21 protein-coding genes are annotated in these 26,052 nt (G+C 66.0%); 11 read left to right on the forward strand and 10 right to left on the reverse strand.

What is annotated here, in order from left to right:
- Positions 1–6: 6 nt before the first annotated feature.
- Positions 7–1,125, reverse strand: coding sequence for a citrate synthase (locus K1X74_03760; protein MBX7165444.1), 1,119 nt, complete (start codon positions 1,123–1,125; stop codon positions 7–9).
- Positions 1,122–2,000, reverse strand: coding sequence for a methylisocitrate lyase (prpB, locus tag K1X74_03765; protein ID MBX7165445.1), 879 nt, complete (start codon positions 1,998–2,000; stop codon positions 1,122–1,124). The genes K1X74_03760 and prpB overlap by 4 nt, the downstream gene beginning before the upstream one ends.
- Before the next feature lie 295 nt (positions 2,001–2,295).
- Here prpB and K1X74_03770 point away from each other — a divergent pair, with 295 nt between their 5' ends.
- The 3 genes from K1X74_03770 to K1X74_03780 are packed head-to-tail and all read left to right on the forward strand — an operon-like array spanning position 2,296 to position 5,268.
- Positions 2,296–3,507 (forward strand): nucleotide sugar dehydrogenase, encoded by a 1,212-nt coding sequence (locus tag K1X74_03770; GenBank protein MBX7165446.1) that lies wholly within the window; start codon positions 2,296–2,298, stop codon positions 3,505–3,507.
- A 10-nt stretch (positions 3,508–3,517) separates the two neighbouring features.
- Complete coding sequence (locus K1X74_03775) at positions 3,518–4,540, forward strand: NAD-dependent epimerase/dehydratase family protein (GenBank protein ID MBX7165447.1); 1,023 nt, start codon at positions 3,518–3,520, stop codon at positions 4,538–4,540.
- Positions 4,540–5,268 carry a glycosyltransferase gene (locus K1X74_03780; protein MBX7165448.1) on the forward strand — a complete coding sequence of 243 codons (729 nt, stop codon included), beginning with the start codon at positions 4,540–4,542 and terminating at the stop codon, positions 5,266–5,268. Before K1X74_03775 ends, K1X74_03780 begins: the two co-directional genes overlap by 1 nt.
- Positions 5,269–5,298: 30 nt before the next feature.
- Here K1X74_03780 and K1X74_03785 read toward each other — a convergent pair whose 3' ends face one another.
- Complete coding sequence (locus K1X74_03785; GenBank protein MBX7165449.1) at positions 5,299–5,667, reverse strand: hypothetical protein; 369 nt, start codon at positions 5,665–5,667, stop codon at positions 5,299–5,301.
- A gap of 190 nt (positions 5,668–5,857) precedes the next feature.
- On the opposite strand from K1X74_03785, the gene K1X74_03790 reads away from it, so the two are divergent.
- Positions 5,858–7,246 (forward strand): DUF2029 domain-containing protein, encoded by a 1,389-nt coding sequence (locus tag K1X74_03790; protein MBX7165450.1) that lies wholly within the window; start codon positions 5,858–5,860, stop codon positions 7,244–7,246.
- Here K1X74_03790 and K1X74_03795 read toward each other — a convergent pair.
- On the reverse strand, positions 7,144–8,058 hold the full coding sequence (locus K1X74_03795) for a ThuA domain-containing protein (GenBank protein MBX7165451.1): 915 nt from the start codon (positions 8,056–8,058) through the stop codon (positions 7,144–7,146). The two genes, K1X74_03790 and K1X74_03795, sit on opposite strands and share 103 nt — an antisense overlap.
- A gap of 230 nt (positions 8,059–8,288) precedes the next feature.
- Between K1X74_03795 and K1X74_03800 the strand changes: the two genes are divergently transcribed.
- Both K1X74_03800 and K1X74_03805 read left to right on the forward strand, forming a co-directional pair.
- Positions 8,289–8,618 (forward strand): SCP2 sterol-binding domain-containing protein, encoded by a 330-nt coding sequence (locus K1X74_03800; GenBank protein ID MBX7165452.1) that lies wholly within the window; start codon positions 8,289–8,291, stop codon positions 8,616–8,618.
- A gap of 577 nt (positions 8,619–9,195) precedes the next feature.
- Entirely contained in the window at positions 9,196–9,942 is a 747-nt protein-coding gene (locus K1X74_03805) for a TVP38/TMEM64 family protein (protein ID MBX7165453.1), read from the forward strand.
- A gap of 26 nt (positions 9,943–9,968) precedes the next feature.
- Here K1X74_03805 and K1X74_03810 read toward each other — a convergent pair whose 3' ends face one another.
- The 3 genes from K1X74_03810 to K1X74_03820 form a co-directional block, all read right to left on the reverse strand.
- Positions 9,969–10,316: a hypothetical protein gene (locus K1X74_03810; GenBank protein ID MBX7165454.1), complete on the reverse strand. Its 348-nt coding sequence runs from the start codon at positions 10,314–10,316 to the stop codon at positions 9,969–9,971.
- Positions 10,317–10,536: 220 nt separating this feature from the next.
- The gene (locus tag K1X74_03815; protein ID MBX7165455.1) at positions 10,537–14,322 is read right to left on the reverse strand and encodes a family 10 glycosylhydrolase; all 3,786 of its coding nucleotides are present in this window, start codon (positions 14,320–14,322) and stop codon (positions 10,537–10,539) included.
- A gap of 251 nt (positions 14,323–14,573) precedes the next feature.
- Positions 14,574–15,815, reverse strand: a complete 1,242-nt coding sequence (locus tag K1X74_03820; GenBank protein ID MBX7165456.1) for a sulfatase-like hydrolase/transferase — start codon at positions 15,813–15,815, stop codon at positions 14,574–14,576.
- Between the two features lie 266 nt (positions 15,816–16,081).
- On the opposite strand from K1X74_03820, the gene K1X74_03825 reads away from it, so the two are divergent.
- Positions 16,082–16,492, forward strand: coding sequence for a hypothetical protein (locus tag K1X74_03825; protein ID MBX7165457.1), 411 nt, complete (start codon positions 16,082–16,084; stop codon positions 16,490–16,492).
- Positions 16,493–16,503: 11 nt separating this feature from the next.
- Complete coding sequence (locus tag K1X74_03830) at positions 16,504–17,703, forward strand: GNAT family N-acetyltransferase (protein MBX7165458.1); 1,200 nt, start codon at positions 16,504–16,506, stop codon at positions 17,701–17,703.
- Positions 17,704–17,720: 17 nt separating this feature from the next.
- Here the strand turns inward: K1X74_03830 and K1X74_03835 are convergent, their stop codons facing one another.
- Positions 17,721–19,160 (reverse strand): SGNH/GDSL hydrolase family protein, encoded by a 1,440-nt coding sequence (locus K1X74_03835; GenBank protein ID MBX7165459.1) that lies wholly within the window; start codon positions 19,158–19,160, stop codon positions 17,721–17,723.
- Between the two features lie 295 nt (positions 19,161–19,455).
- On the opposite strand from K1X74_03835, the gene K1X74_03840 reads away from it, so the two are divergent.
- From K1X74_03840 to K1X74_03850, 3 genes are read left to right on the forward strand one after another with little or no spacing between them, the layout of a single operon-like run.
- Positions 19,456–20,724: an SGNH/GDSL hydrolase family protein gene (locus tag K1X74_03840; GenBank protein ID MBX7165460.1), complete on the forward strand. Its 1,269-nt coding sequence runs from the start codon at positions 19,456–19,458 to the stop codon at positions 20,722–20,724.
- On the forward strand, positions 20,721–22,010 hold the full coding sequence (locus tag K1X74_03845; GenBank protein MBX7165461.1) for a glycosyltransferase family 4 protein: 1,290 nt from the start codon (positions 20,721–20,723) through the stop codon (positions 22,008–22,010). The genes K1X74_03840 and K1X74_03845 overlap by 4 nt, the downstream gene beginning before the upstream one ends.
- A 14-nt stretch (positions 22,011–22,024) precedes the next feature.
- Entirely contained in the window at positions 22,025–23,227 is a 1,203-nt protein-coding gene (locus K1X74_03850; protein MBX7165462.1) for a DUF1972 domain-containing protein, read from the forward strand.
- 73 nt (positions 23,228–23,300) lie between these two features.
- Here the strand turns inward: K1X74_03850 and K1X74_03855 are convergent, their stop codons facing one another.
- Entirely contained in the window at positions 23,301–24,098 is a 798-nt protein-coding gene (locus K1X74_03855) for a sugar transferase (protein ID MBX7165463.1), read from the reverse strand.
- A gap of 381 nt (positions 24,099–24,479) precedes the next feature.
- Positions 24,480–25,922: an O-antigen ligase family protein gene (locus tag K1X74_03860; GenBank protein MBX7165464.1), complete on the reverse strand. Its 1,443-nt coding sequence runs from the start codon at positions 25,920–25,922 to the stop codon at positions 24,480–24,482.
- Positions 25,923–26,052 lie beyond the last annotated feature (130 nt).

Consider the following 26,052-nt stretch of genomic DNA (forward strand, 5'->3'; position numbering starts at 1 on the left):
TCGGCGTCAGCGCTTGTCGACCGGCACGTAGGGCCGGCTTTCGTGGCCCGTGTATCGGGCTCGCGGACGGATCAAGCGGTTGTTGTCCAACTGCTCGATCACGTGTGCCGACCAGCCAACCACGCGGCTGACGACGAACAGCGGCGTGTAAAGATCGATCGGTAGTCCCAAGTAGTGATAGAGCCGCGCGCTGGGCCAATCGAGGTTCGGCGGCAGCTTCTTTTCCGAGACCACGACCTGCTCGATCGTGTCGGCCATCCGTTCCATCGCCTCGTGGCCGGTTTCCTTGGCCAGTTCGGCGCACAGGCCCTTGAGATATCGAGCCCGGGGGTCGCCGGTCTTATACACGCGGTGGCCGAAGCCCATGATCCGCACCTTGCGGGCCAGGGCGTCGCGAATCCAGGCCTCGGCACGATCCGGGCTGCCGACTTCCTCGAGCACCTCCATCACGCGCTCGTTGGCGCCGCCGTGCAACGGGCCCTTGAGCGCCCCGATCGCGCCGGTCACCGACGAGTGCAGATCAGACATCGTCGAGCAGATCACCCGGGCCGTGAAGGTCGAGGCGTTGTATTCGTGCTCGGCGTACAGAATCAGGGAGACGTCCATCGCCTTGATGCTCCGGGCCGAAGGGGCCTGGCCCGAGAGCATCCACAGCAGATTGTCGGCCAGGCCGCGCCGGGGATCGGCCGCGATAGGTTCCAAGCCCTGGCGCAGGCGATGCCGCGCCGCCAGCACGACGGGCAACTGCGCCAACAGCCGTTCGCTCTTGCGCAGGTTGGCGTCGTGGCTGTTGTTCTCGGTCTCGGGGTCCCAATGCGCCAGCACGCTGGCCCCGGTGCGCATGACGTCCATCATCGACGCCTCGCGCGGAATGGCCCGCAGCAGATCGATGAGTGGACCCGGCACCGCGGCCGCGGCCCCCAGGCGCCGGCCGAAACTGGCCAGCTCGGCAGCCTTGGGCAGCTCGCCGTAGAGAATCAGGTAGGCGACGTCTTCGAACGTGGCGTGCTCGGCCAGTTCCTCGATCGAGTAGCCGCGGTATTGCAGGCCACCGGTGATGGTGCTGATGGCCGTTTCGCCGGCAATCACGCCTTCGAGGCCTGGGCTGTAGATTTCCTCGCTCATCCGGCTTGCTCTCCGCTGAAATAGGCTCGGTCGCTGGCTTCGTACGTCGTATAGCCGAGCAGGTCGTAAAGTTCCTGACGCGTTTGCATTTGTGCGACGAGCGATCGCTGTCCGCCGTCGCGACGAATCGTTTCGAGCGCCTCCGTGACGGCCTTCATGGCCACGCGCAACAAGGTCACCGGGAACAGCACCGCCGCATAGCCCAGCTCGCGCAGCTCGTCGAGGCTGAACAACGGGCTCTTGCCGAATTCGGTCATGTTCGCCACGAGCGGCACCGGCACCTCGCGGGCAAACCGCTCGAACTCGCCGCGGTCGGCCAGCGCCTCGGGAAAGATCCAGTCGGCGCCCACGTCGACATACCGCTTGGCCCGGTCGATGGCCTCGTCGAGGCCGAACACGCCGCGGGCATCGGTCCGTGCCAGGATCACCAGGCTCGGGTCGCGCCGCGCGGCCACCGCGGCTCGAAGCTTCGCGCACATTTCGTCGGCGTCGACCAGGGCCTTGCCCGAGAGGTGCCCGCAGCGCTTGGGTAGCCGCTGATCCTCGAGTTGGATCGCCGCGGCACCGGCCGCTTCGAGCTCGGTCACCGTGCGGGCCACGTTGATGGCCTCGCCAAATCCCGTGTCGGCGTCGACAATCAAGGGGATCTTCACGCTACGGGTCAGTTGCGTGGTCTGCGTGACCAGCTCGCTGAGCGTGAACAGTCCGATATCGGGCAGCGCCAGCGTCCCGGCCGAAAAGGCGGCGCCCGACAGGTAGGCCGCGCCGTATCCGGATTGCTCGATCAGCCGTGCGGTGAGCGCGTTGAAAGCGCCCGGCACGGCCAAGGCGCCGGGGCGAATCGCATCGCGCAGACGTTGACCCGGCGAACTCAAGGGGCTCGTACCGTGCCCTGGGAGGGCAGCAAAGATCGGGGAAAAACACCGCAGCCAGGAATATAGGGCGGGCGTCGCGCGGTTCGCAAGGTGGCGATCATCCGGTCTGAAACGGTGATCGCGGCCCCCTGGGGTAGTGCATCGTTTACGGCCCCCGGGCGGCCGACTAGACTACTTGCTTTGCACGTTGTGGCCGCGTGCGCCGCTGAGTTCACCACCGGCGGCCCGGTGTTGCCCGCCTGCACACCGGCACTGCATTTCTGGCCTCCCGCACCGTTTCATTGCCGAGGTAATCGTGCCCGCTGCACAGCAACGGCCCGAGGGCCTGCCCGCGATTGTCGTCGTGGGCGGGTGCGGACACGTCGGCCTGCCTCTGGGGATCGCTTTCGCGCTCGCCGGTTCGCAGGTCACGCTGCTCGATACCGACGCTCCGCGCGTGGCCGAAGTCAACGCGGGGCACATGCCCTACCTGGAGCGCGGTGCCGAAGAGGCCCTGCCCCGGGCGCTGGCCGCGGGCCGGCTGCGGGCAACCACCGACGTCCGGTCGATCGCCGAGGCCGACGTGGTGATCGTCACCATCGGGACGCCGGTCGACGAATTTCTCGATCCGGGCGTGACCTCGTTCGACAAGACGCTGCACGCGGTGCTCGAACCGATGCGCGCGGGCCAACTGCTCGTGCTGCGCAGCACTGTCTTTCCCGGCATTACCGAACGGCTGGCCCGCTTCATCGCCGAAACCGGCAAACAGGTGGCGCTGGCCTACTGCCCCGAGCGGATCGCGCAAGGCTACGCCCTGGACGAGTTGGGCAAGCTCCCGCAAATCGTCGCGGGCGCAAGCGCCGAGGCGACTGCCCGGGCCGAACAGCTGTTCGCCCAACTGGGTGCCAAGACGCTGGTGCTTGCGCCGGTCGAGGCCGAGCTGGCCAAGTTGTTCTCGAACGCTTACCGCTATCTGAACTTTGCGATTTCGAACCAGTTCTACGTCATCGCCCAGAAGTTCGGCGCCGATTTCAACCGAATTCACGACGTCGTCACGGCCGACTACCCGCGGCTGGCCGGGATGGCCAAGGCCGGGTTGGCTGGTGGTCCGTGTCTGCTCAAGGACACGATGCAACTGGCCGCGTTCAATCACAACGATTTTGCGCTCGGCCAGGCAGCCATGATGATCAACGAGGGGCTCCCCAGTTACCTCGTGCAGTTCGTCAAGCGGACGCACGACCTTAAGCAGATGACGGCCGCGATTCTGGGCATGGCCTTCAAGGGCAATTCCGACGATCCGCGCGCGTCGCTGTCTTACAAGCTGCGCAAGGTGCTCGCGCTGGAATGCCGCGACGTGTTGTGCACTGATCCGTACATCGACGATCCCTCGTTTGTGCCGCTCGACACGGCGCTGGCCCGGGCCGACATCTTGTTCGTCGGCGCTTGCCATGCAGAATACCGCGAACTGCAGACCGACAAGCCGCTGGTCGACGTGTTCAGCTTTGTCCGCCGCGGGTGCGCGTCTTGAAGAGCCCTTCATGAAGACATTGATTACCGGCGCGGCCGGGTTTATTGGCGGATACCTGGTCGAAGAGCTGCTCGCGGCGGGCCATGAAGTGGTCGGTCTCGACAACTTCTCGAAGTATGGCGAGCTGTCGCAAACCAGCCAGCAGCACGCGAACTATCGCCTCGTCGTGGGCGACGCCAAGGACGTCGATCTGCTCAAGGATTTGTTGACCGACTGCGATCATTTCGTGGCCGGCGCGGCACGCATCGGCGGCATCACCTATTTTCATCAGTACGCCTACGACCTCTTGGCCGAGAACGAGCGGATCACCGCGGCGGCCTTCGACGCCGCGCTGTGGGCCCGGCAGTGTGCCCAACTGCAGAAGATCACGATCATCTCGTCGTCGATGGTGTTCGAGCAGGCCACGCGGTTTCCGACCGAGGAAGGCGAACAGTTTCGCTGCCCGCCGCCGGCCTCGACCTACGGCTTTCAAAAGCTGGCCGTCGAGTACTTCGTGCGCGGGGCCTACGAACAGTATCAATTGCCCTACACCATCTGCCGGCCGTTCAACTGCGTCGGCATCGGCGAGCGTCGGGCGCGCGGCGATCACGAGGTGCCTTCGGGCAACGTCAAGTTGGCGATGAGCCACGTGCTGCCCGACCTGGTGCAAAAGGTGCTCAAGGGGCAGGACCCGTTGCACATCCTGGGCGATGGCCGGCAGGTGCGCTGCTACACCTACGGCGGCGACCTGGCCCGGGGAATTCGCCTGTCGATCGAGCATCCGGCCGCTATGAACGAAGATTTCAACCTGTCGACGGCCCAGTCGACGACGGTGCTCGAACTGGCGGAACTGATCTGGCGCCAGGTCCACGGGCCAAACGTGCCGTTTCGCTTTGTCTCCGATCCGCCGTACCCCTACGACGTGCAGCACCGTGTGCCGAACGTCGACAAGGCGCGCCGGCTGCTCGGTTTCGCGGCCACGACGAGCCTCGACCAGGTGCTCGAGGAAGTGGTGCCCTGGATCGAGGCCCAGATCGCACAAGGGACGATCTGATGGCGGAAGCGCGGCCCCCTGCGGCGCCCTTGGCGTTGATCGTGCCGGTGTTCAACGAGGCGGAAAACTTTCCCCGGCTGATCGCCGAGGTCGAGGCCCATGTGCCGCAGCCTTTCTTGCTGCACATGGTCTACGATTTCGACGCCGACACGACGGTGCCCGTGGCGCGCGAGTTGGCCGCGACGCGCCCCTGGCTGCGACTGGTCAAAAACGACCTGGGCCGGGGAGCGGTGAACGCGATCCGCGCCGGTTTTCAGGCGGTGGGCAGCGGGCCGGCTTTGGTCGTGATGGCCGACCTGTCCGACGATTTGACGATCGTGCCGCGCTTGCTCGAGCTGTACGGGCAGGGCTTTCGGATCGTCTGCCCCAGCCGCTACGCGCGGGGCGGCCGGCAGATTGGCGGGCCCTGGCTGAAGCGCACGCTGAGCCGGACGGCAGGCGTGTCGCTCTGGTACCTGGCCGGGCTGCCAACGCACGACGCCACGAACAACTTTCGCCTCTACGACGCGGCGCTCGTCAACGAGCTGGGCATCGAGAGCACCGGCGGCTTCGAATTGGCGCTGGAGCTCACGGCCAAGGCCTTTCGCCGCGGCGAGCGGATCACCGAGGTGCCGACCACTTGGCGCGACCGGACCGCGGGCGAGTCGCGTTTTCGCCTGTGGAAATGGCTACCCAAGTACCTGAAGTGGTACTGGTACGCGCTCAAGCCGATGCGCCGCGCCGCTTAGGCAGCGGCACGGCGCTGCGCCGCCGCTGGTCTACTTCGATTCGTGCTCGTGATCGTCGCCATGCTCGTGGTCATGGTCGTGATCGCCATGCTCGTGATCATGATCGCCGTGTTCGTGATCATGGTCCCCGTGCTCATGATCCCCATGTTCATGATCGTGATCGCAGTTTTCGTGATCGCAGTGCTTGCAGTTCGGATCGGTGCAGGTGGCCGCGTCGTGGTCGCCATGCTCGCCGGGGCCGTGCGATTTCTTGCAGAACGGGCAATAGTCGTCGTGTTCGTCGCTCGAGGCGGCCGCTTCCGTAGCGGCCGGTGCCTGGCGCACGCAGCCCAGCGAGGCCGTGCCACACAAGGCCAAGAGCGCCACGAGCCCGAGCTTCCACGCGTTGGTCGTCGTCATTCCCTGCGATCCTTTGCCTGAATTTCTGATTGCACCGGCCCGTTCGGCCTCCGCAGACCATACCATTCGCCTTGTCTGCGAGGGAAGGCGGTCATTAGCATCTCGCCGGAAGGTTTTTCGCGAACGGCAGACTGCTGGCATTGATAGCGGCGCGCCGGCCGCCTCGCGCCTGGTCACGGATCGACCGCCCATGTTTTCTGCGACGCAGCGTTTCTCGCGCCTCAGCCCCGCCTGGCGCATCGCGACGATCGTCTTGATCGGCATCGTTGCGTACTACGGCACGCGCGTCGCGAAGCAGGCGCGGCAAGGCGCCGTCGGCGACTTCGGCGTGTATTACCGCGCCGGCGCGGCATGCGCGGCTCGGGCGCCGTTATACACGCTCGATCAAGGTCCGCTGCTGACCTTCAAGAATCCGCCGGTGGTCGCGTTGGCGATCGCGCCCTTGTCCGCGTTGCCCCCGGCCGTCGCACGGATGCTCTGGTTTGTGGTCGATGTCGGTTGCATCGCACTGTTGGCCATTGCGCTGGCGCGCTGGCTCCCGGAAGAAGGAGGCCTGCGCGGCTGGGTGGTGCTCGGCGCGCTGGCGCTCGCCGCCCGTTACGTCTTCAACCAATGGCACGCCGGATCGACGGCGAGTGGGTGGATCGCGTTGACCGTTTGGGCCTGCGTTGCGCTTGGCGAGCGCCGCCCGCGCTTCGCCGCCGCGCTGCTCGCGTCGGCCGTGGCGTGGAAACTGGTGCCGCTGTGTTTTGCGCCGCTGCTGTTGCTCGACCGGCGCCGGGCGACGGCCTGTGCCTGGTTCGCCGGCAGCCTGTGTGCGCTGGCGCTGATTCCCGCCTGCTGGCTGGGCTGGGAACAAAACTTACAGCAATTCGCCGCATGGCCGGGACATCTGTTCGGCACGGAAACGGCCGAACAACTTTGGCGAATCCAGAATCAGTCGGTGCTGGCGCTCTGCGTGCGGTTGCTGTGCGAGACGCCCTATGGTGTGAACGTCGCCGCTTGGCCCTTGGCCACGGCCCGCGGGGTTTGGCTGATCGTCGCGCTGCTAACGGCGACCGCACTGTACGCGTGGATCGTCGCAGTCCGCCGGGGTCGCCACGAGCGCGAAACGACCGGCGCCGTTGTCGGCATGCTGCTCGTCTATATGACCTTGTTCAACCCGCTTGCCTGGCGCTACAACTTTGTCGCGCTCGTCGTACCTTACGGCGTGGTGCTGCACGCGATTCTCGCTGGCCATCCGCGGCGGCGTTACTTGATGGTGCTGTTGGGCGTCGCGGTGGGCTTGTCGCTCTTGCCTGCCGAATCGACAGGTCTGCCGGGCATGCTCTTGCTGCGCACGATCGGCGCGCGGTTGTGGGGCACGTTGCTCTTGGCCGCGGCGACGATGCTCGCGGTTCCGCGGCGCGCTCGCAACGATCCTGCGACGGTCTGGGGACCCTGGCGGCTATCGGCCCAGAGCGAAACGGGGCCGTGCTATGGCTGTGCCGAAGCTGGCAGGCCAAATGCCTCTTCCGGCAATGCGACGTCAACTCCGCCCTCGGGCACGTCGAGACCCACCGACCACATCACCGCTTGAGTCACTGCGCGACGGTATTCTGCCCGGCGCCAGTTCTCATGAAAGTGCATCGTGGTGAAGCCGCACGATCGGCCGCCGTCGGGACGCTGCCAGGCCCATGCAACCGTTCGCGGTTGGTCGTCGATCGCGACTTCCCAGAGCGGAGTGATCGCGGGATTGGCCTCCGGCGTGGCGGCAGCGGCATAGCGCGCCTCGGCCGCAGCGATCTCGGGGGGCAGGGCCCACTTGAGCTGGTAGTAGAACTCGTCGCGGACGCGAAACCCGGACACGCCACGCAGGATCGGATGCTCGGGCGTCGCGATGCGAACCTCGGCCTCGGTGACGGTGTACTTACGGTCGGGCCCCCCGTGGCAGCCGCCGATCAATTGCACGAAAGGGGCAATCGTCTCGGCCGGCTTCGCCCCCACGGCCCAGTGCAGGGCCACGATCCCGCCGCCGCGCGCCGCCAGGCGGGTAAGGGCCTCGTGGCGTCTCGGATCGGCAGTTGCCCAGAGTGCTCCCTGCGAGAGGTACAGCACAACGCCGTCGGCCCCATCCAGCAATGTGGCCTGGGCTGCGCCCGGCGCCTGGGCGCCGATCCGGTCGAGCCGAACAGGGGCGGAATTTGCCAGCAGAGAGGTCAGGATCGTCTGGCCCGCAGCAAATTCGTGGGTTCCAGCCGGGTGTCCGTCGGGGACGTCATCGACGAGCACGATCCGCTTGGGGGCATCGTCGGCCGAGGGCGGGGCGGCCTGCAGCGTCCCTCCCCCGAGGGTGCCCAAGACCAGCAGGCAGGCGAATGGGTAAACGGGTCGCGAAGCGGGTCGATTCATTTGACATACGCCCTGGGGCTTGGCACAGTGATTAATCTTCCATGTTTCTGCAGCGCCATCCTCGGCCGGCCTTGCAGCTTGGAATGGTGGACCGCCGTGACCAGAGGCCCCTTACCGAATTGGGGCCCCGTGCCGAATTGGCTCATTGCCGAATCCGTCACGAATCCACGTCGTAGATCCGGTTTTTCCTGGTTCGCGGGACGGCCGTAACCGCTTGGAGAGTTCGACCGATGGCGATTGGACATTGCAGCGAGATTTTTGCGGAATTGCCGAACCGCTTTAACGGTGCGGCCGCGGGCGATTGGAAGGCGAATATTCAGTTCAATATTTCCGGCGACAAGGGGGGCGACTGGGTCGTTCGCGTCGAGAACGGCGCTGTCACGGTCAACCAAGGCACCGATCCCTCGCCGAGCTGCACGATCAGCACCTCGGACGAAACCTGGATCGGGCTCGTCGAGGGGACGGTCAACCCGATGATGGCCTTCACCATGGGCAAACTCAAGGTGAAAGGCAACATGGGCGACGTCATGAAGCTGCAGAGCACGATGCTGAAGAAGTAGTGCTCTGCCCCGGAAGTCGGATCGCCGCCAGGCGACGAACCGGCGCCGGCGAAAAGCCCTATCCGAGGATGATTTCGTGTCCGCTCGGCCGGCGCGTCTTGGCGCGCCCCGTGCGGACACGCTCGTTTTGCCACGACCCCTTCGGGTGCCGGCCTTTCATCCTGCCACACCAATGGGCGGCGTTTTCGCTGGATTTTTGGCCCGCGGCGCGGCATCGCGTCGCACCCTGGGCCCGGGTTCGCCCGCTGGCATCCCCTTTGCACCCCTTTCCGAGCAGGGGCGGTATGGCATGAGACGCCGAACCGCGGGAGGTGTGCCATGTTCCCGACCAGATACACAACCACTTACGAAGCCGTATGGTGGCTGGTGCTCGGCCTGCTCGCGGCGATGATCACGCTGATGTTGTCGAGTACTCCGGTTTGGGGCTGATCGAGGCCTGGAGTTGGCAGATCGCTGGAGTGTTGCCGCGAAGGGCGATGTGTAACCGCGTTGCTGTGCTATACATCGAAGCTGCGTGATGGACGCGGCCGAGATGGGAAGCGTGTGGCCGCAAGTCGCTGGGCGAGCGCGGACCACCATGAGCAGCAGATCGTCGACCTCTTTGGCCCCGGTGCAGCGCGGGTGGCGCATGGCCGGGGTCGTCGTCCTCGTGGCGGCGATCGGCTACGTGCTGACGCACTTTGCCCAAGCCCAACAGTGGATCGCTGCGTTCTTCGATGCGGTTGCCGAGCTGGGGCCTTGGGGCGTCGTGCTCATGGCCGGCATCTATATCCCGGCATGCATCCTCTTCCTGCCAGGCTCTTTGTTGACCCTCGGCGCCGGTGCGGCTTTTGGCGTCGGCTGGGGAACCGTGGCAGTGTCGATCGGCAGCACGCTGGGGGCCACTTGCGCATTTCTTACTGGCCGTACGCTCGCCCGCCGCTGGGTAGAAGGTCGCGTGGCAGGCAGCCCCCGCTTTCAAGCCATCGACGAGGCCGTGGCTAGGCAGGGATTCAAAATCGTGCTGCTCACCCGGCTGTCGCCGGTGTTTCCGTTTAACGTGCTCAACTATGCGCTGGGGCTGACCCGCGTCCGGTTGCGCGACTATGTGCTCGCCTCGTGGATCGGCATGTTGCCGGGCACGTTGATGTACGTATATCTCGGTTCAGCGGCCCGCAGCTTTGCCGAGCTGCTGCAGGGCCATCGCCCACGCAGTACGGCCGAATACTTGCTGTTTGTCTTGGGGCTCATCGTGACGGTGCTGCTGACGGTCGTCGTCACGCGAATCGCTCGCAAGGCCCTGGCCCAGGACATGCCTCCGGCGGCCACGCCAGATCGAGGGTAGTCGCGCTTGCGAGGATACCGCCGCGGCTAAACGAACAGCGAGCAGATCGTGCCCAAGGTCGAAGCGATGGCGACCAGGGTGATCACCCTGCGTTCCGACGGCCTCGCGTTGTTTCGCCAGGCGGAATCGCGCCGCAAGTACTCGACGAACGCCTGCCGCGCTTCTTCGAGCGTCATCAGGTGATGGTTGCCCGCATGGCCGTCGCGGTATTCGACCAGGAAAGGGCCGTCCAGTTCGCCGGCCGCTTGGATGTACTCGTCTTCATTGGCCGACAACACGACCAGGTTGCCGCGCAGGGGCGCGTCGTTGAACACTTGCTGGATATCCGTTGCGTTGACGCCGTCGATCGTCGTGTGGGGAGTTGAAAGTCGCATGGCGGGGCTCTTGGGGGTTCTTGTCGTTTCCGGTGCGGGGATTCTTTGGGTCCCGTGCCATGTACTAAGTCAACTCTCGTGCCAGCCGTGCCTTTATTTGACGCAAGTCTTTATTTGAGAGTCTGTTACGAATTTCTTTATGGCGCAGGCGTCGCCCAGGGCTCTCGCGCATATGTCATCGAAACGACAGCGCTGTAGAGTCAATTTGATGAGAGTCGGCCTAGAACCGCAGCGGACGCGGCAGCAAGTTATAGATCCGCTCGCGCCAGGTTGGTGCGGCCGGCGGTGACGGCCGGCTGGCCTCGCGCGGTAGGGGCGCCGGCTCGGCCGCTTGAACCGTCTCGGGATGGTTCAGCGACACGCGGCTTTGCAGCAGCCGCGGCCAGTACCCCTCGACCAGGCGGAGGCAGTCGCTGTACTGCTCGGCCTCGAGTCGGAGCTGTGCCGTGGTGATCAGTTTCGACAGCTCGACCCGTTCGGCGTCGGTCAGCCACAAGTCGTACAGTTCGACCTTGTCGATCGACACGGCGCCCGGCCCTAAGAGATCGAACCGCAACCGCAGGTCGGACAGCCCGACCAACGGCAGGTCGTTGATCTGGAACAAGAACTGGGCCCAGGTCGTGCCCAGTTTCGAGACCTGCGTTCCGGCACCGAGAGGTGCATAACGGTAGTAGTCGCGGCTGTTGAGCTGGCCTTCGAGCGCCAACCGCAAGGGCGGCTGCCGCGAGGCGTCGTCGACGCGCAGCCACACCGACACGCTCAACCGACCCGTCTCGGGCGCCGGCAAGACGTCGCTGATCAGCCGCCCGGCAGGACCGGTGCTCGACAAGCGGAGCGAACGGCCGCCCGCATAGGGCACGTTGTCGTCCTGCTCGGCGGCCAGCGCGGTCGCCGGTACGAGTTGCCAGCCTGCCAGTGCGCCCGCTTCGCCGGCCACCTCAAAATCGCTGTTGATCAACACGTCCCAGGGCGCCTGCAGTCCGACGGCCGCCGCCCGATCGCCCAGATCGCGGATTCGGGCTTCGAGCGTCGGGCGAACGTTGTCGGGCAGCGTGACGCGCGCGACGTTGAACGTCACATTGGGCGCCGCGAACTCGGCGCCGGCCAGATCAAACGGCTCTAACTCGAGCGACAGGCCGGCCGTCTCGCCGGTGCGCTGTAGCGCGGGCCATGCGCGTTGCGGATCGAGCGATGCGACGATGCAGCCAGGCGGAGCAACAACGGCCAGATCGACTCGCGCTTTCCACGGCGAATCGTTCACCAGGTAGACCAGCGTCCGTTGACCGTCGACCAGGCGTCGCACCGTTACCGGCTGGCGCGCCGACTCGACCGGTTCGAACCGTTGCGCCGGCAGACGGCGGTAGACCTGGGCCAATCCGGCGATCGCTGCTTCCTGACCCAGAGGGGCGAGCCAGCCGCCATCGCAGATCGTCTGGACATCGCCCCGGGCCAAGGCGTGCGTGAATCGCTGCCGATTGTACGCCTCGGACGGCGACAACTGCGATACAAGCCAGGTCATCGAACCTTTGAACGGCGCGCGAGTGTCGAAGTCGGTCAACCGCAGCCGCTGCGGCTCGTGATAGAACAGCCGCGCGTTCGTGTCGGTCGCAGCGCACAACTGATCGAGCGGCCCCGACTGTGCCAGGTCGTAATCCACGGCCCGTGTGGCCGGGGCATCGCTCGGCGTCAATCGATCGCTGCGCACCAGCACCAGCCCCGGCACCTGGCGCAGCAGCTCGGCGTCGATTCCCAGTCCAGACAACAGGTCTTCGGCCGCGACGCGACGCGGCAGCGACGGTTGCAACTGCCTGCGCACCTCGGGCCCGTCGAACGTCCGCGGCGTGAGCAGGTACAAGCGTGCCGTCGGGCGAACGGCCCGCAATTCGTCGGCCAGTCGGCGATAGAACGTGGTGACCTGCTCGGCGCGCCAGGTGATCCATGCGTCGGCGTGCGTACGAACGAACTCGGCACGATCGCCGAACCGCTGCGGACCCTGTCCCGGCACGCTCAGGCCCGTGGCCCGGGAGAAGCGTTCCATCGTGGCGTCGTCGAGGCACCAGTCGGTGCCGGGCAGCAGGGCATAGCCGTCGGCCGAGAGGTCGATCGCCAGGCCGGTCATGGCCGGGTGGACCGTACCGCGGGCGATCACCTCGCGGCAGGCTGCCAGGATCGCGTTTTGGACCTCGGGATGCAGCAGGTTGTAGTACGGCGCCTGACCGCGCTGCGGGGGATAGATGGCCGTCCAAGCGCGACCGTCGCGGCCGATCGGCTCGACGCCCGTGCGCGCCGAGTCTCCTGGGCGGCGCAGCGCTTCGAGCGTCGGCAGCGGCGAGGTGAAGTGCAGCGTGGGCACCAGCTGCAGGCCCTCGCGGTCGAACAGTCGCAGCAGCAGTTCCAGCACGTCCTTGCGGTGCGGATCGCGGGCATCGTCGAACAGCACGCCATTGTCATAGCGTGGCGTAGGCTCGACGACCGTGCTGGGATAGATCGTGCTGCCGTCGGCCAGCACACCGAGCCACACGGCGTTGTGACCGCCGGCATGCAGATAGTCGATCAGGTGGCGACCGCCGTCGTAGAAGGTGCGCCAATCCATCAGGCTGCGGCCCGAGGCGCGATCGAGCGTTTCTGCCGCGCCAAAGTTCTTGGCCCACAGCGGCCGGTCGAGATCCAGGGCCAGCACCCTTCCGCCGGTGGTGCTGCCCGGCGGCTCGCGGCGCGGCAGCCAGCGCGGCCCGGCCAGCACGCGGATCTTGCCGTACACGGCACGCCCGCCTTCGCGGCGATTGGTCAACAGCACCATCGGCGTCTTGGTGCGCGGCCAGAACACGACCCGATGCGTGGCCAGGTGCGGTTCGCTCTCCACGGCGTCATCCGCGACAAAGAAGCCCGAATCGACTCCGATCGGCGACACGGCCCCGGCAGCGTTGGATTCGATCAAGCTGACGCCGGTCGTCTGCGGCACGTCGCTCGGATACTCGATTTCCAGCACGTGTGGCAGGCCGGGCCGCTCGATCGACAGCGTATACGCCTCCCAACTCGCGTCGGGCTCGCGGCCGTGCGGACCCAGCTGGACGAACGTACCCAGCGAATGTTCCCAGGGGCTTACGGAACCGCTCCCCAACGGGCCGGGCCGTTGACCGGGCAACAGCGGCAGCGCCGTAAGACGCTCCCACCAGCGATTCACGGCGGGGTTGAGCTCGAACACCGTGCGCCACGGCGTGTTGTCGTTGGGCTGCTCAGGCGGGCGGCTATCGACCACAACCAACTGGGCAACCCGCTCGACGACCGGCGGCCGCAACGTCAATCGCGAGCGCAGCCCCAGGCCCCGAGCCTCGACGTGCAGCTCATACACGCCTTCGTCGGCCGGCAGCGGCACCGCAATCGACAAAGGCGCAAATTGCTGCGCCGCGTCGAGCTGGCTGTCTTCTTCATGTTCCCAGAGTGCAGTCGTCGCTCCCGCCGGCGACAACCTCAGGGCCAGGCGCACCTTGTTGCCAAACGCCGCAGGCAGCGCGTGCGGCCGTACGGTCACATTCCAGGTCTCGCTCGGCGCGAAGACCAGGGCATCGCTGGTCGTGTCCAGGCGGAGCATGTCACCCGGCGTGCGGCGGATGGCAAGCGAGCCCCCCTGATCGTCGAGCGGCAGCACCTGCTGGCCGGCCAACACGTCGCTAAGCCGGACGCGCAGGGGCTGAGCGAGCGGATCGATCGACCCGGTGCGCAATTGCAGGAGCAACTCGGCGTCGTAGGGTGCCTGCAGCGCCAGATCGACACCATCGGCCGCACGCGGCGAGAGCGAGGCAATCTGCAAGCGGCCGTCGGCCACCCAGATCGAGCCGGGTGCGTCGACTTCGGTACCCAACAGCGTCGCTTCGAGCACTTCGCCGGTCGACAATCCGATCGAACCCTGCCAGGCCTGCGCGATCGGGCTGTTCCACTGAACGCGTACCCTTAGCGCCGAAGCGTCTTGGGCGAGCGCAGCAGTCTGCGCAATGGCAAAGAGCACGGCTAGCGCGCCAAGCCAACTCGGCCATGCGCGCAAGCCGCTTCCGCGGCGCGATGGTAGCAGCCAGATGAGTCCGTTCATCGGCGAACGCTTGCCGGGAGTTTCCGGCGTCGCGAGGAACTGCCAAAGGGTCGCGAAGTATAGCTTTAGGGCTAATCGCGACCTAGGTCGCCCGTCGTGCGTGCAGGCGTCGCAGACTTGCTCGACGCGTCCAGGGGCTGCCTGTCCGACGAATTTTGCGCAGTTTCGCGCTAGCAGCCCGCTGGTAGCGGTGGCAGCAGGGCGAGTTGCCCCTGCCGGGCCGCCACGAGCCAGGCGTCGAGCGCAGCTTCGAGTTCTTCGGCCACGCTGTCCGCACGCGAGCTGATTTCGTTTTGTTCCCAGCGGTCATCGGGTTTGACGAACAGTTCGCGGCTCGAACGCCCTGGCCGTCGCAGCTCGCGGAGATGCCAGGCGGCCGTGCGCAGGGCGAACTCGGACCGGTCCTCGCCATCGGGCCGGCGGCACACCGTGACCGCGCGATCGCGCACCGCGGAGACCTCACCGCGCAGCAGCGGCACCAGGTTGTGGCCCGTCGCGCCGGGAAAGTCGTCGCTTACTCCTAGTAGCGCCGCCAGGGTCGGCGCGAGATCGTCGGGCTGCACGATGGCCTCTGAACGCGACTGGGCCAGGTCCTCGCCCGGCACCTGCCAGATCCACGGCACATGGATCAATTCTTCGTGCCCCATCGGGGGACGCGCGCCTACGCGTCCGTGTTCTCCCAAGAGAAAGCCGCGCGTCGACAAGAACAATACGGCCGTGTCGTCGGCCAGGCCCGACTCGTCGAGCAACCCGGTGAACGCCGCGAGGCAATCGTCGAGCCAGGTGACCTGGCCGGCATAGGCCCAGCGGTGCCCTTGGAGCAGGTCGGGATCGTAGTCGGCCGCGAGCTTCAATCGCGGCACCTCCCGGGCATCGCTGGGCAACGGGTCGTCGATCTCGGCATATTGCCGGCGCCGTGACAGCGGCGCATCCCAGGGCGCCCCCAGCCCGCGGCTATGAACCCACATGCAGAAAGGCGGGCGGGCATCGGTCAAACGACGTCCGGCCTGGATAAAGACGCGTTCGAGCGACGTTCGCTTGCGCCCGGTCGAAGCGACCGTCGGCGACCGCGCTAACCAGCGTTCGGTGAAGCCCCCTGCCAGACGATGCCGTGCGACGTGTTCGTCGTCGGTCACCAAGAGCGTGTGGTATCCCGCGGCCGTCAGTCGGGCCGGCAGTGCCGCGTCGCCCCGCCGCTGGTGCGGTGCGAGGCCCGCATGGGCCGCAGCATGGACCCCGCGCCAATAGGTCGTGTAGAGCGATCCCAGCCGGGGCGAATCGACCAGCACCTGGTCGAACACAAGCCCTGCTGCGGCGAAACCGTCGATCCCCGGCGTGCCAATCCAGGAGTTGCCATAGCAGCCCAGGTAGCCGATGTGCAGGCGGTCGACGGCGATCACCAACAGATTCATGACGATGCCAGCCGGCCTGCAATTCGGACGCACTCTGCGTCGTGGGATTCTAGCCGCCCCGCTGCCTGGGTCGTAAGGGCGCGGTACTCCTAGGCGCTGATCGACGCCTGTGGCGATTCGGCAACGATGCTGCTTTTTCGCCCCGTGAAATGGTCGGCACACGGCGAAAACCCGCGAAAAATTCGCCGCTTTCTTTTGGGTGTGAGCCGTGGCCTGCGATTTGCCCCCGAGGTGTCGACCGGCCTCACTCCTTCGAGAAATGCATCGTGTCTTGTGTGATCGGCACCAATCACGCCTGTCCGCGAACGCTGTGGATTGCGCCGCACGCCAGCGCGATTCTGGCCAAGATCGCCCGCACTCCCCGGGCACGGCTGGCGATCGTCTACGAGCTTTGCCTGCCGCCGGCCGCATCGTCGAATCGAGACCTTTGTTCGTACCGATCCATGCATCCAGAGCTTGCGCAACACGTCCCCGGCGGGCGGAGTGACGTGGGTATGGATTGTCGCGGTTTGGCGCGGCAGAATGGCCGCGGGTTGGGGGCCCTGATTTACTCTGAGCGACTGCTCGCGGGAGGTACAGTTGGAGCGTGGCTCGATCTGGGCCCACGCGCCTTACCGCACCGGCTCGGCGAGCCCTTGTGTCCGCGCTTGGGTGGTGAAATCGACATTCTCGCATAGGGCCGTGCGACATGACGGCAATCGTCGAGTCTGAACGCGAACGGCTGTCGGCGTCCAGGTGTCTCGCGCGGCCCGTGTTTCGCTTGCGGCGCCTCACCTCGATCGGCCAGCTGCGCGCGGTGGCTGCGGCTTGGGACGATTTGTGGCATCGCAGTACGGCCACGACCCCCAGCGCCCGCGCCGATGCAATTGCCGTCTGGCTCGAGACCTTCGCGCCGACGGCTCGCCTCGCGTTCTGCGTGGCCGAAGATACGGATGGCCGGCTGCTGGCGGCCTTGCCGCTGGTGCACCACAGCCACCGTGGATTGCCGTCGCTCGAGCTGCCGGGAAACTCCTGGTGTCCGGCCGGCGAGTTGCTCGTCGATCCGCACGTCGAGCCGGACTACCTGCTACCTGCGCTCTGGCAGGCGGCCGCGCGCTGGCCCGCGGCCTGGGTCAAGTTTTCGCACATCGATCTCCATTCGCCGCACTGGCGTCTGTGGCTGGCCGCGCTCGAATCGGCCGGTGGCCTGGAATACCGGTCCGACTTCGGCGAAGTCGGGCTGATCGACGTCGAGCACAACGCGGAGGCGTACGAAGCCAGTCGCTCGAAGAACCTGCGCAAGCAAATGCGGCAGATCGTCCGCCGGCTGGAGCGCGACGGCGGCGTGGCGCTGGAAGTTTACGATCGGCTCGCGGTCGATGAGGTCGAACCGCTGCTGCGCCGTGGGTTCGCCATCGAAGACCGCAGTTGGAAGGGGCAAGCCGGCTCGTCGGTGCTGCGGTCGCCGGGGGTGTTCGAGTTTTTCCTGCGCCAGGCCCAGGGCCTGGCGGCATCGGGCAACTTGCATCTCGTGTTTCTCGTGCACCGCGATCAGACACTGGCCTTCGAGTACGGTTGGAGCGCCAAGGGGACTTATTTCTCACCGAAGGTCGGCTACGACCCGGCGTTTGCCGAGTATTGTCCTGGGCAGTTGCTGCGGTGGCTGTTGATGGAGCGCTTTCAGGCCGACCCGACTCGGCGGTCGTGGGATTTTTCCGGGCCTTTGGCGCCGGCCACGCGCCGCTGGATCACGCGCAGCTATCCGACGGCGACCGTACGCGTGGTACCAGGGGGCCTGCGTGCCCTGGCCGCACGGCCGCTGCTGGCCGCCTATGCAAAACTCCGCAGCGCTCGTGCGGCCGGCGCCCCGGTCGACGCCGCGCATCTCGCTGAGCCCGAGTCGGATTGAACCGGCCGAAGGGGCGTCTACTTTGCCGGGGCGGCAGGCTCGATCAGCGTCTCGGCCACGCGCCGCGCCACGAGTGCGTTCGCCTGGGGTCCGTAGTGCCCGGCCGGTCGAAACATCGCTTCGGCCGGCAGCTCGTTGGCCAAATCGAGGAGCGCCGCTTCGGTGCGCACCAACGTCACGTCGCGGCCGATCGCCGCGAGCAGATCGGCATACGGTAGCGCGCCTTGCTCGCGCATCGCGGCCAGGTGATCGCTGTTCGGCAAATGGACGACGACGAACCGGGAGCCCGCCGCGCGGACCTCGCGATCGAAAGCGCGGATGATTTCGAGCGCCAGCGCGATCCGCGGCCGCGCCAGCGCGAACCGCGCAGGCTCCAGGCCGGTTTCGCGCGTGGCGAGTTCGACCACGACCTGCAACAGCAGGCTGCGCTGCCAGAGATGGGGCGCATAGTCGCCGGGCCGGTAATACTCCTCGTAGCGCACCAGCTCCCAGCGGTCGAGACTTCGGAGCGTCTCGACGAGTTTCTCCGGTGGCAGGCAAGGGCGATTCAGCAGTTGCAGGCCCGTCGGCGTCAGAATGAAGCGCGGTTTCGACAGCGGATTGCCGCTGTTGATCTGGTAGAGCCGGCGAATCAGGTTGGCGTTGCGGTCGATATTCTCGGGCTGAAATCCGAACACGACGATCTGCGGCAGCAACGGCCGGCCTTGTTTTTGCCAACGCAGCAGCGCCTGGTCCATGCCGTAACCGCCGACGCCGAAATTGAGCACCTCGGACGGATGCCCCCCGGCGGTTAGATCCTGCTCGAGCTTCGCTCCCCACGAATCGGCGAACTCGACCTCCGCGCCTTGCGTGAAGGAATCGCCAAACAGGGCGACGCGCCAGTTGCCCGGCGGCGGCTGCGGATCGAACTCGTGGTCCGGCGAAGCCACGCGAATCGCCGCGGCGTTATAGGCATACCACTGCGAGGCCTGGCGCGGACGCGGTGCCCAGCCGAGATCAGGATCGTAAATCGTCGTGCTCGCGCTGCTTTCCAGATAACGGTCGATTTCCTGCTGCGTCGATGCCAGCGGCAGATGTAAGGGTTTCAGCACGATCGTGCGAAACTTGCGATTGCCGTCGACGTCGCGCCACGACAGCATCCGCACGGCCGACTCGCCAACGACGAGCAGTGAAATTGCCAGCGACGCGCAGCCGAGCAGCAGTTGCCAGCGCACGCCGACCAGCCAACGGCGGCCGCGCGGCAGCGCGGCCAGCGCGAGCCCGAGGATCAACCACGCCGTGCACACCGCCAGCACGGCCCAACGCGCAACGCCGCTCGCGCCGGTCCGCGACAGTGCGGCGCTGGCGTGCCCGATCAGTGCCGCCGGAACGGCCAGGTGCGCCAACCAGAGCGCGAGCGGCCACTTGGGCCGAAGGATCGTTGCGTCGTGAGGCGGGTGGGATTCGGTGGTGGCCATCGCTATGGATCAGGTTGCCCCCAAATCGGCCGCGGCGCCGAGCGTTTTCAGCTCGTTATTTTGCGCACAATCCTTGCAATGCTCCTGGACCGGTCGAGATGATAGGCACACCGGCTGCCGGCAGGGTTCCCTGGTGCCGCACCGGGGGCTGCGTAGCGGCGGGCGAGCTAGAATTCGGGAGCCTGCCTGCGAGAGGTCCAAGCGACCTCGCCTGCCGAGCCCGAGGGTAGTGCCGCGTCCAGCGAGCCTGCCGGCCCCGACCGTTCCCCCCTTAGCTTGACTGATCGGACTGCCCGTGTCGCTTCCTACCCTGTCCGCCGGCGGTTCGTCGGCACCACGTTTCGTTCGCGCCAGCCGCTGGCGTCGGCTGGTGGTGGTATTGCTGACCTTCGGGGTCGCCACGCTGCTGGCTTTCGGGGTGGTCGAGCTGTTCTTTCGCATGTTCGTCCCCGTGATGGACGTGCCGTACTACTTTTGGGACCCCGTGGTCGGGCCGCGGCGGGTGCCGTTCAGCGAGGGGCGGTTCATCAACGGGACATCCGTCAACACGCATTTCCGCTTCAATCAGCAAGGTTGGAACCACCCGCGCAATTACTCGTTGCCGAGGTATTCCGGTGTCAAGCGGGTTTGCATCTTGGGCGACTCGTTCGTCGAAGCGCTGCACGTCGAGCAACAACAGTCGTTGTTCGCCGTGGCTGAAAAGATCATGTCGCGGCACGACCGACCGGTCGAATGGTACGCGTTCGGGATCTCAGGCTGGGGGACGGCGCAGCAATACGAGGTGTTGCGCCACTACGCGCTCGACTATCAGCCCGACGTCGTGGTACTGCTGTTTGTCGAGAACGATCCGCTCGACAGCTCGCCCTATCTGCTGCCGATCGAGCCGCAGTTGTGCACCTATGCCCTCGACAGCGATGCCAAGCTCGTGCTAATGCCGGCCGGCTACTGGCAGCGCCCGTTGTGGAAGCGGTTGCTGATCGAATCGACCGTGGCCCGGTATTTCGTGCTGCAGAAGAACCTGTTGTCGCGCGGCCAGCGCGATTTCCAGTCGGTCCAGGGCTTGCAACTGCGCGAGGCGGCCTATTCGAACGCGCTGCCCCGGTTGCCCGAGGCGGCCGAGATGCCGCTGGAAAAGCGCCAGCAGCTCACCTGGTTGTTGATCGAGAAACTGCTCGAAGCATTCCGCGATCGCTGTCGCGAGCACCAAGCGCAGTTTGTGCTGGCCTTTCGCGGCAACGTTTGGCAGATCGAATCGGCCTTGGGCGACGCCAAGTTCGAGCCGTTGTCCGAGGATACCGATCCTTACTGTCTGGCCCAAAGCCACGGGCGCATGGGCGAAAAGTTCCTGCAGCCGATCTGCGAGCGGCTGGCGATCCCCTACCTCGACCTGACCACGCCGTTGCGAGCCTGGGTCAAGGAGCACGGCCAGTCGCACATCTTCCCCGACGACAATCACTACAGCGAAGCCGGCCACGCCGCGGCGGGTGAGGCGATCGCGGCTTGGATCGAACAACTATGGCAACAGCAAGCGGCCGAAGCCTCCAGCGCAGGAACGACGCCATGAGCACCATTTCGGCCAATCCGAACGTGGACGATGACGCCGCCTGCGCCGAGGCGCGGCGGCCCTGCGTCTTGAACGTCTCGCAGAACTATTACGTGCGTGGCGGCTCCGACCGTTACTTCTTCGTGCTCGGCGAGTTGCTCGCAAAGCACGGCCATCGAGTCATTCCATTCACGGCGCGACAAAAGCAGGATCTCGAGTCGCCCTGGACGACCTACTTTCCGCCGGGCATCGATTTTGCCCGGCCCGGCGCGCTCGACCTAGCACGGTTCGTCTATTCGCCGCGCGCTGCCGCGGCGATGCGGCGGATGCTCGCTGCCGAACGGCCCGATCTGGCGCATTTGCACATCTACTATGGCCAGTTGACCGCTTCGATTCTGCGGCCGCTGGTCGACGCGGGCGTGCCCGTCATACAGACGCTGCACGACTTCAAGCTGGTGTGCCCCGTCTATTCGCTGCTGTCGCACGGGCAGATTTGCGAGGCCTGCCAGGGGAAGCACTACTGGAAGGCCGTGGCCCATCGCTGCAATCGCGGTTCGCTGGCCCGGTCGCTGCTGAGCGCGACGGAGACGTACGTCTCGCGGTGGTTGGGCGTGATCGAGCATGTGGACCGGTTCATCTCGGTCAGCCGCTTTCAGCGCGACAAGTTGGTCGAGCTGGGGGTGCCGGCCGAGAAGATCACCGTGGTGCTGAATTTCAAAGACACCGACGGGATCGAGCCGGCCACGAACGTCGGCGAATACTTGCTCTATTTCGGCCGCATCGAACAGCTCAAGGGCATTTACACCCTGCTCGAGGCCGCCGCGCAGACGCCCGAGGTGCCGCTGGTCCTCGTGGGCGACGGCGACGCCCAGCCGCGCGTCGCCGAGATCATTCGCGACCGCAAGCTGACCCACGTCGAGCTGCGGGGCTTCGCCCATGGCGAGGAACTGTTCAATCTCATCCGGGGCAGCGTGGCCACGATTCTGCCGTCGGAGGGTTACGACAATTGCCCGATGTCGGTGCTCGAATCGTTGGCGTTTGCCAAGCCGGTGATCGGTTCGCGGATCGGTGGCATTCCCGAGCTGGTCGACGACGGCGTCGATGGGTTCCTGGTGGCCCCACGCGATGCCGAGGCCTTGGCCGATCGCCTGCGCTGGTGCTGGCAACATCGCCGCGAAGCAGTCGAGTTGGGCCAGGCCGGCCGGCGGAAGATCGAAGCGCAATTCAATCAAGAGCTGCACTACGAGCGTGTGACCGACGTCTATCGCCAGGTGCTCGCCTCACGTGCCGCGGGTCGGCGGTCCTAAGCGGGTCAACCACGATGTCGTCGACTTTGAACCCCACCGACTCCGCGCCGCAGACATTCGAGCCGCCGCAAGCGCCTCAGGCGGCGGTTGCGTCGGTGGTCGATCCGCCCGCGCGCAGTTGCCGGCAGTTGTCGATCCTCGGCACCCGGGGGATCCCTGCGCAGCACGGCGGCTTCGAGACGTTCGCGCAGCGCTTGGCACTGCACATGGTCGGCCGCGGCTGTGAGGTGACGGTCTACTGCCAGGGTGAGCCGGGCAGCACGCCCGGCGAGAGCACCTGGCGCGGTGTACGACTGATCAATATCCCGATCGGCCGCACCGATGCCTGGGGGACGATCCAGTTCGATTGGCACGCTGCCCGCCGCGCCGCGCGCGAAGGCGGTACGCTGCTCACGTTGGGCTACAACACCGCAGCATTCTCGCTCTGGCACATCCTCGGGCGGCGCAGCCACCTGATCAACATGGACGGCCTGGAATGGCAGCGCCAGAAGTGGAGCCGCCCGCAGCAAGCCTGGCTGTGGTTCAACGAGCGGCTGGCCTGCTGGTGGGGCAATCACCTGATTGCCGACCATCCCGAAATCCGCACCCATCTGCTCACCCGGGCCGCCTCGGACAAGATCACGGTCATTCCGTACGGCGCCGACGAAGTCCGCGAAGCCGACATCTCGCCGTTGGCGCGGCTCGGGCTGCAAAGCCGGGGCTATGTGCTGGTCATCGCGCGCCCGGAACCGGAAAACTTGGTTCGCGAAATCGTGGCCGCGTTTTCGCGGCGGCCCCGCGGGCAGCGGCTGGTCGTTCTGGGCAAGTTCCGGCCCGGCGAAAGCGCCTACCATCGTCAGGTGCTCGAGGCGGCGAGCGACGAGGTGCTATTTCCCGGGGCGATTTACGATCCCGGAGTGGTCGCGTCGCTGCGGTATTACGCCCGGCTCTATGTGCACGGCCACACCGTCGGCGGTACGAACCCGGCGCTGGTCGAGGCTCTCGGGGCTGGGTGTCCGGTGTTGGCGCATGACAACCGCTTCAACCGCTGGGTCGCTGGCCCAGAGGCCGCTTATTTCGCAGACGCCGATGCGGCGGCCACGACGTTCGACGAACTGCTGGCCGACGACGTCCGGCTGGCCCACATGCGTACCGCCAGCTACGAGCGGCACGCAGCCGAGTTCACCTGGGCCCGCGTGCTGGGCGAATACGAGCGGCTGCTGGACGCGTGGAGCTGAGTTCGCGGGCGCGCCGCCCTTCGAGCTTGGACAAGGGGCTCACAGCCAGGACGCGCGAGCTCTGTGCGATGCGTTAGTACGCCCCGCGGCGGCTGAGCACGCTCAGCGGCGTGCGCCACAGCAGTTGCACGTCGGTCCACAGGCTCTGGTTCTGGATGTACCAGATGTCCATGCGGACCCAGTCCTCAAAGCCGACTTCGCTGCGGCCGCTGACCTGCCAGAGGCACGTCAGTCCAGGCTTGACCGACAGTCGGGCGAGCTGCCAGGGCCGATACTCGACCACTTCCTTCGGCACCGGCGGGCGCGGGCCGACGAGCGACATGTCGCCCAGCAGCACGTTGAACAACTGCGGCATCTCGTCGATGCTGGTCGAGCGAATGAACCGGCCGATCCGCGTGATCCGCGGGTCGCGGCGGTTCTTGAAGATCGGGCCGTCCTTCTCGTTGACGATCTGGCACTGGATCTGGTCGGCGTCCTGCCGCATCGAGCGGAACTTGTACATCCGGAACGGGCGACCGCAGCGGCCGACGCGCGTCTGGGCATACAGGGGGCGTCCCTTCGTCGTGAAGCACAGCGCGACGAAAGCCGACAGCATGATCGGCGCGAATAGCGCCAGCGCAATCAGCGCGCCGCAAATGTCGAGGACCCGCTTCACGGCCTGGTAGCCGAGGCTGAGGTTCCCGCGCGGCTGCACGAGTAACGCTTCGGTGTCGCCGTGCTCGCATTGCTGAAAGAACAAAGCAATGCGCTGCCTGGTGCTGGGAGTCGCGGTGCGCCACCGCGGCTTCCGCACAATTTCGTGGGCGGCGAGGTCCGTCGCGTCGAAATGTCGGGGGTCTGCAAGGAGTGTGTCTGAGTGCTCGATCGTCATGACCACTGGCCTGTAGGAGCGTGACGACGGTTCTACAATACCTACGCGCGGGGTGGAGGAAAGCCCCCGTGCACAAAAACTTGTCCGCAACCCGTGTACCCAAGCGTCCCGGAAAATGCGAGGAAATCGCGGCGATTTTTGATAACTCGCCAGACGCTAAGAACTTACATGCGTGCGTTACGGGCCGAGGAGCTGATCGACTTGCTCCGAATTGTCGCAAAAAACTTACGCAAGTTTGACGGAAAACAACGCATGTTGCCCGCAATCAACGCAAACGGGTCGCGCACCTCCGGTGAAGAGAATTGACCAGCGCGGTCAAGTGTCCGGACCAGCGGCGCGCGTTCGCCGGGTGCAACCCGTGGGCCGCGTCACAAGACACAGCTAGCGAGTGCTGGCCCCGGTGGGCAGGTCCCAAGAGTCGTCCGTGATGGGCTCAGGCCGCTCGAGCGCGCGATCCCACATTTGCTGGCCTAGTTCGCCCGGCACGTGCGACCGCGTCCGAATCGAGGCCACCAGGCCCGCGAGCGTGTAGATCAGCGTGCTTTCCATCGGCGTGTAGGTCAGATCGTGGAATGCCAACTGGCTCGCGTAGGCGCCCATCGTACCCAGGAACAGCACGCACAACGGTTTCGCCCAGTCCGGAGTCGCCGGGTCGCGCCAGGCTTTCCAGCCCGAGCGCGTGAACACAAACAGCAGCGACAGGAAACACACCAGACCGATCAGGCCGGTCTCGGTCAACACGCTGAGAAACGTGTTGTGGTGCGACAGCGTGCGAATCTCCTGCAGCTTGAGCTCGACGCTGTGATCATCGAGATACGGCAACTTGGCCTGCGTGAAGTTGCCGAAGCCACAACCCAGGAAGGGCTTGTCGAGAAACATCTGCCACGAGACATACGCGAAGCTGACGCGCAGGCCGGCCGACTGGGCCGCCTGTTCCGCCGATTCTTCGCGCTTCAGTCCCACGAACTTGTCGCTCATCGTCACCGCGGCGAACAGGCCGACGAAGATCATCGAACCCAACACCAACGGCTTCCAGGCGCCGCGCAGCACCAGGAACAACACGATGAGCAGGCCCACGACCAGGCCGATCCAGACGCTGCGCGTCAGGCTGAAATAGATGCCCGCCAGGTAAATCGGCAAGAGCGCCGCCAGCAATAGCTGCAGCGGGCGTCGCTTGAGCTGCGGCAGCCACAGCAGCGCCGCCAGGAAACAGGCCACGATGTACATGCCGCCGGTCGGCTGCTGGCACATCGGTCCGCGGGCCCGCCCGAAGTGCAGGCCGACCTTCGGATTGGCGATGTATTTGGGAAAAACGGCCCACCACTGCTGGGTAACTTCGGCGATGGCGGTCACGCCGAGGTACAGGCCGAACAGCCCCATCGCGGCCAGGACGAGATTCACGTCGCGTGCGCTCAGCGGAATGCGCCGGCCGATCCAATACATCGTCGCGGGCATGTAGTAGCCGGCGATCAACCGCCAGTAGGTCGGCACGTCTGATTGCGCCAGGCCGCTCGACATGCCCAGGACAGTGCTCAAGGTCAGCACGCCGAGGAACCCCAGCAGCACGATTTCGTCGGTTGTGATCCGCCGCGCGGGGATCTTGCCCAGCTTGCGCTGGACGACGAAGGCGCCGGTGAGCAGCACGATCCACAACCGGTCGCTGGTGAGAGTGATCGGCCCGGCGTCGACGGTGTAGAAGTACCAGCCGAAGCACGTGCACAACAGCAGCATCAGCAACAGGCCCCACAATAGCGACCCACGCAGCAAAAAGGCCGCTCCCCAAACCATCCCGGCCACGGCGGCGATGATCAGCAGGATTTCCATGGCAGCAACGTGCGGGTGGCTCGAGGGCGGGTTCGTGCGCGGGCGGCCGGCGTCGGGCGTTTGAACAAGCAGCCTGGGAACCGCGAAGGTTCCCAGGCTGCAGGAAGGTTACCGTAGGTCGCCCCGCATC

It is taken from the genome of Pirellulales bacterium (assembly GCA_019694435.1).
GTDB lineage: Bacteria > Planctomycetota > Planctomycetia > Pirellulales > JAEUIK01 > JAIBBZ01.